This window comes from Pseudoxanthobacter sp. (assembly GCF_036822375.1).
In the GTDB taxonomy this organism is placed as follows: domain Bacteria; phylum Pseudomonadota; class Alphaproteobacteria; order Rhizobiales; family Segnochrobactraceae; genus Pseudoxanthobacter.
The window spans coordinates 1-6346 of record NZ_DAISHT010000189.1; the positions used below are offsets into that span (position 1 = coordinate 1).

The window sequence follows — 6346 nt, forward strand, 5'->3', positions numbered from 1 at the left end:
TGGCGCCCTCACCCTTCGACTTTGATTCCCGCCCTTCTGCGGAAGGCGGGCAATTAGTGTCGTTTGTGTGCGGTTTGCTGACAGGGTTCCGGAACGTCGATGACGCTCATCGGCTCCTCCTCCTTCAAGATCACGTCTTGCTCCGTCAAGATCACGTCCTGCTCTTTCAGGGCCATGTCAGGCTCTTTCAGGGCCATGTCGTGCCCGGGCGCCTGTGCTGCCGGCGTTGCCGCCGGGCTGCGACTTATCGGCGGCCGCCGGGCGTGACGGCCACCCGGCGGCTGTGGTGCCACGGCCCTTGCAGAAGCAGTTCCTCATCTTCACGGCCGTGTGTGCCGAAGCGCGAAAGTCGCCTGAAATGCTGACCAATCCGCAGTCCAAGTATCGCCCGATCTTCCATCCCGTGTCGCTGCCCGACCGGCAGTGGCCTGCACGCCAGATGACCAGCGCCCCGCGCTGGCTGTCGTCGGACCTGCGCGACGGCAACCAGTCGCTGGTCGACCCGATGGATGTGGAAAAGAAGATGCGGTTCTACCGCATGCTGCTCGACATCGGCTTCAAGGAAATCGAAGTCGGCTTTCCCTCCGCCTCGCAGACCGATTTCGACTTCGTCCGCTCGCTGGTGGAAGGCAACCTGATCCCGCAGGACGTGACCGTTCAGGTGCTGACGCAATCGCGGGCGGATCTGATCGCGCGCACCTTTGAATCGCTGAGCGGCGTGCACCGCGCCATCGTCCATCTCTACAACGCCACCTCGCCGCTGTTCCGCCGCGTGGTGTTCAACATGGACAATCAGGGCGTCGTCGATCTGGCCGTTCAGGGCGCAAAGCTGATGAAGGCGGAGGCGGCGAAGCGGCCGGAGACGGAGTGGCTGTTCGAATATTCGCCCGAGACCTTCTGCTTTACCGAGATGGAATTCGCGCTGGAGGTGTGCGAGCGCGTGCTCGACGTGCTGGAACCGACGCCGGAGCGTCCGGTGATCCTGAACCTGCCGGCAACCGTCGAAGTCTCGATGCCGAATGTCTATGCCGACCAGATCGAATGGTTCTGCCGGCACATTTCGCGCCGCGACAGCGTCGTCATCAGCGTGCATCCGCACAACGACCGCGGCACCGGCGTGGCGGCGGCGGAACTGGCGGTGCTGGCCGGTGCCGACCGGGTGGAAGGCTGCCTGTTCGGCAACGGCGAGCGCACCGGCAATGTCGATCTCGTCACGCTGGCGCTGAACCTCTACACGCAGGGCATCGATCCGGGCCTGAAGTTCGATAACATGCGCACCATCGTGCGCACGGCCGAGCACTGCAACGGTCTGCCGGTGCATCCGCGCCACCCCTATGCCGGCGAGCTGGTGTTCACCGCCTTTTCCGGCTCCCATCAGGATGCCATCCGCAAGGGCTTCTCGGCCCATGAGGCGCGTAACGACGGCATCTGGGAAATGCCCTATCTGCCGATCGATCCGGCCGATCTGGGCGAGACCTACGAGGCGGTGATCCGCGTCAACAGCCAGTCCGGCAAGGGCGGTGTCGCCTGGGTGCTGGAGCAGGATCGCGGCCTGCGCCTGCCGCGCCATCTGCAGGTCGATTTCAGCCGCAAGGTGCAGGAAGTGGCCGACCGCACCGGCCGCGAAATGACCGCGGAGATGATCTCCGCCGCCTTCGACGAGGCCTACCATCTGGAAGGGCCGCAGCCGGTGGTGCTGGTGGATTATGACGACAGCGGCAGCCGCGGCGCCGGCCGCGAGCGCGTGTTCGTCGGCCATGTGGAGATCGGCGGCAAGCCGGTCTCCGTCACCGGGCGCGGCAACGGCCTCATTTCCAGCGCTGTCGCGGCCGTCAACGCCGCCTGCGGCAGCGAAATCGAGGTGGTGGATTATCACGAGCACGCCCTGCGCGGCGGCACGGATGCGCAGGCGGCTGCCTATATCGAATGCCGTCTGCCGGACGGCCGGCGGGTGTTCGGCGTGGGCATCGACACCGATGTCGGCACCGCGTCGGTGCGCGCCGTGATCAGCGCCGCCAACGCTGCCGTCACGGTGGCCGAACCGGCCTGAACGGGCACCGGGCGCAAGAAGCACAGAGAGCAGAAGCGCAGAGAACAGAAGGCGGCGGACCGGGCGTCCGCCGCCTTTTTGTTTTCCCGCCGGCCGGCGGTGAAGAGGCCGGTGCGGGCCGGCCTCAGTGCCGCCCTGCGCCGTTGCGCGCCATCCACTGGGCAAGCTCCAGTTCCGCCTGCTCCAGCGCGGTGCGGTTGATGAGCTTGCGCAGGAAGGCGATGCACAGCGCCCGGGTACGCAGGTTGAAGGCGTCGTCGCCCTGCTCGCCGGCAAATTCATAGACCCCGAGCTTGTCGTAGATCTGCTGCAACCGGCTCTGAACGCTGCGCAGCGACAGATTGCGGCGGCGGGCGATGATGCGGTCCGTCAGCCCGAGGGCGACATCGAGCAGCACCTCGTATTCGGCATCGCTCATGCCCTGCGAGCGATCGGCCGCCTTCTGCTGCACGGTGCGGATCTCGCGGTCGATCACACACTGGTTCTCCACGAAGATGGAGCGCAGCGCCAGCCGCAGCCGGTCCTCCGAGGCCGATTTCAGAATGTAGCCATAGGCCGCCCCCTCCGGCACGATGCGCGACAGGCCCCGCACATAGGCCTCGTCGGCATAGTTCGACCAGAACAGGATCGCGGTTTCCGGCCGCTCGCTCCAGATCACCCGTGCCGCCTCCACGCCGGTGCGGCGCGGCATCTGCAGGTCCATCACCAGATGCAGGCAGTGATGCTCGCGCGACAGGCGCTCGCCGTCATGGCCGTGGGCGGCCTCCAGCACCATGTCGCACTCCGGCAAAGCCTGCTCGATCGCCTCTTTCAGATAGGCGCGGTGAACGGCATCGTCCTCGACCACCAGAACTTTCATGGTTTTCCTCCCGCGATGCGGCGCTGTTCTCACGCCTCGGCGGCAACCGGGGTTGCCGGCAGTTCCACCACCACGCGCGTGCCGCCGCTCGGCCCCGCCTCAAGGCGGAAATCGGCCGAAACCAGACGCGCGCGGGTGCGCATGTTGTTGATGCCGCCGATCCGCCGGCCGGCAGCCGCGCCCGGCGCCGTGCCAAGGCCGATGCCGTCGTCTTCCACGGCGATGCGGATGCGTTCGCCGACCCGCGTCAGATAGACGACGATGCCCTCCGGCCGGCCGTGACGCACGGCATTGTTGACGGCTTCCTGCACGATGCGGAACAGCGCCACCTTCAGGGGCTCGCCCAGACGATCGATGCGGCCGCCGGTGCTGTCCACCACGCGGGTGGAAATCGCCAGCCCGGAATCGCGCACGCTGCGCTCCAGAAGGTTCTCGATGCCGTCCACGAAGCCGAACAGCTGCAGCACGTTGGGCCGGGCATCGTCGATAATGCGCCGCAGCCCGCGGATCGAGGCCTGCAGATCGCCCGCCAGCGCGGAGACGGCCGCAGACGGCACGGTGCCGCGTTCCGCCAGCCGCTCGATGCGCCGGGTCAGGCGCGTCAGCTCGGCCAGCGTCTCGTCATGCAGGTCCATGCCGATGCGCTGGCGCTCCCGCTCCAGCGCCTCCGTCAGCTTCTGCGCACTTTCCCGCAGGCCTTCCTCGCGGGCGCGCGCCTCCGCCTCGATGATCGCGGAGCGGCGCACCTGTTCGCCGATGCGCAGGGCGTGGAAATAGGGCGCCAGCAGATCCGCAACATGCCGGGCGGCCTCGACATCGGCATGGGTATAAACGCCGGCCGCGTGGGTGGAGGCCGACAGCGCCCCGAAAATCGCCCCCTGCACCCGCAGCGGCACATGCAGACGCGAGCGCAGGCGCGCGTCAAAAATGGGATGATTAAAGGCCCCCTCGAACTGGAAGCGCTCATCCGTCAGCGCATCTTCGGTGACGATATAGGGAACCTCGCCCCACAGCACGGACCGGATGGGGCTGAACCGGGCGGCGACCGGGTGCTCGTGCCAGGCGCTCCAGCGGGTGTGCAGGCCGGTTTCGAAGGCCGCGACCGTATCCTGATCGACGACCAGAATGCACACGTCGAGATGATCGTGCGGCAGGATCTGGGCCACCTCGCGCGAGACGGCCTGAATCACCGGCTGGAACTCGGTCTGGCCGGCAATGGCCCGCGAAATGGCGAGCACATGGTTCAGCATGTCCTGCGGCCGGATCGGGGCGCGATCGACCATCGGTTCTCTCCCTTGCGGCCGGCCCGCGCCGGCGCGGGCTGCCGCTGTTTGCACCGGCTGTCGCCATCCCGCGGCCACCGGCGCAGGCCCGCATTCGCCGGGGCCCGTTACCGCCCATCGTCGCCCCTCCGGGGCCCGCAGACCTGCGGGAACCCGCAGGATGACGGCGCGCATCCGCATCCTTTATGCCGGCTTTGGTAAAGACGCACCGGTATATTCTCATCAAAGTTCATTCAAGTGCCCGCGGCCCCTCCGGCCGACGAGGCGCGTCGGGCGCCCGCCGGCCAGAGCACGGACCGGGCGGGCCCATCAAACGAGAGCCGGCCCCGGATGGCCGCTCCAGCGGGAGTGAAACGATGAAGACGATTACCGCCACGATTCTGGCGTCCGCCGCCCTTGTGTCGCTCATCGCCGCGGCACCGGCCGGCGCCCAGACGGCCGACAAGCGCATTGCCCTTTCCAACAACTATGCCGGCAACTCGTGGCGTCAGGCCATGCTGGAGAGCTGGCAGAAGGTGGCCGGGCAGGCGGTGAAGGACGGTGTCGTGGCCGCGGCCGATGCCTACACCACCGCCGAGAATCAGGCGACCGAGCAGGCCGCCCAGATCCAGAACCTCGTGCTGCAGGGCTATAACGCCATCGTCGTCAACGCCGCCTCGCCCACCGCCCTCAACGGCGCGGTGAAGGAAGCCTGCGACGCCGGCGTCACCGTCGTTTCCTTCGACGGCGTGGTGACCGAGCCGTGCGCCTGGCGCGTGGCGGTGGACTTCCACAAGATCGGCGAAACGCAGGTCGACTACCTCGCCGGCCGTCTGAAGGACGGCGGCAATCTTCTGGAAGTGCGCGGCCTGCCGGGCACTTCCGTCGACGAGGAGATCCATCAGGGCATCGTCGACGGCGTCAAGAAGCACCCGCAGTTCAAGATCGTGTCGTCGGTGCAGGGCGACTGGAACCAGACCGTGGCGCAGAAGGCCGTTGCCGGCGTTCTGCCCAGCCTGCCGCCGATCGTCGGCGTCGTCACCCAGGGCGGCGACGGCTTCGGCACGGCCGAGGCCTTCAAGGCGGCCGGGCGCCCGACCCCGCTCATCATCCTCGGCAACCGGCAGGACGAGCTGAAGTGGTGGCAGGAGCAGCGCGACGCCAACGGCTACGAGACCACCTCGTTCTCCATCGCGCCGGGCGTCTCCACCCTCGCCTTCTGGATCGCGCAGCAGATCCTCGACGGCAAGCAGGTGCCGAAGGACCTGCAGGTGCCGTTCCTGCGCATCGACCCGCCGCAGCTTGACGAGGCGCTGAAGACCACACCGGCCGGCGGCGTCGCCAATGTCGAATACAGCCAGGCCGACGCAGCGAAGGTGATCGCGGCCGGCGGAAAATAAGCCCCGCGTGGCCGGCCGGCAGTGGCCGGCCGCCCCTTTCCCGTGCTCTGCACCCCGAAATGACCCGGCGCGGCGCTCAGGCATCGCCGCGCCGCCCTCCGGCTCACCGTGCGGGGAGTGCCATGTCCCAGACATCACCGGGTGCGCTGCGCCCCGATCTCATCTCGCTGTCCGGCATCGCCCGGTCGTTCGGCGCCGTGCGCGCGCTGGCCGGCGTCGACCTGACGATTGCCCGCGGCGAGTGCATTGGCCTCGTCGGCCACAACGGCGCCGGCAAGTCCACGCTGATGCAGGTGCTCGCCGGCACGCTGAAGCCCGATGCCGGTGCAATGCGCATCGACGGCGGCGCGCCGGTGCAGGGCTATACGGTGGAAGACGCCCACCGCCACGGCGTGCGCTGCGTGTTTCAGGAGCTTTCGCTCTGCCCGAACCTGACGGTGGCCGAAAATGCCCGCATCCGCCATCCCGCCCTGAAGGGGCCGGGCTGGCGCCGGCGCGCGGCCGCCCTGATCGGCGCCGAACTCGACCGCATCTTTCCCGGCCACGGTATCCACCCCGGCGACATGGTGGGCGACCTCACCCTCGGCCGCCGTCAGATGGTGGAAATCGCCGCCACCTTCGCCGTCTCGGCCGGCCGGCTCGATCTCATCATCCTCGACGAGCCGACCTCCTCGCTCGATCAGGTGGTGGCCGGCCAGCTCATGGCCCATGTGCGCCGCGCCGTGGAAGGCGGCATGAGCGTCATCCTCATCTCGCACATTCTGGGCGAGATCCT

General features: G+C 67.9%; 5 protein-coding genes. 3 read left to right on the top strand and 2 right to left on the bottom strand.

All coding sequences use genetic code 11. From position 1 onward, the window contains the following. The first annotated feature begins 358 nt into the window (after window positions 1-358). Window positions 359-2050, top strand: a complete 1692-nt coding sequence (gene leuA / locus V7067_RS14230) for a 2-isopropylmalate synthase (protein ID WP_334176563.1) — start codon at window positions 359-361, stop codon at window positions 2048-2050. Between the two features lie 124 nt (window positions 2051-2174). Here leuA and V7067_RS14235 read toward each other — a convergent pair whose 3' ends face one another. Beyond that, on the bottom strand, window positions 2175-2909 hold the full coding sequence (locus V7067_RS14235; protein WP_334176564.1) for a response regulator transcription factor: 735 nt from the start codon (window positions 2907-2909) through the stop codon (window positions 2175-2177). A gap of 29 nt (window positions 2910-2938) precedes the next feature. Then, on the bottom strand, window positions 2939-4192 hold the full coding sequence (locus V7067_RS14240) for an ATP-binding protein (RefSeq protein ID WP_334176565.1): 1254 nt from the start codon (window positions 4190-4192) through the stop codon (window positions 2939-2941). A gap of 356 nt (window positions 4193-4548) precedes the next feature. On the opposite strand from V7067_RS14240, the gene V7067_RS14245 reads away from it, so the two are divergent. After that, entirely contained in the window at window positions 4549-5571 is a 1023-nt protein-coding gene (locus V7067_RS14245; protein WP_334176566.1) for an ABC transporter substrate-binding protein, read from the top strand. 122 nt (window positions 5572-5693) lie between these two features. Beyond that, a partial coding sequence (locus V7067_RS14250; RefSeq protein WP_334176567.1) for an ATP-binding cassette domain-containing protein occupies window positions 5694-6346 on the top strand: 653 nt, incomplete at its 3' end.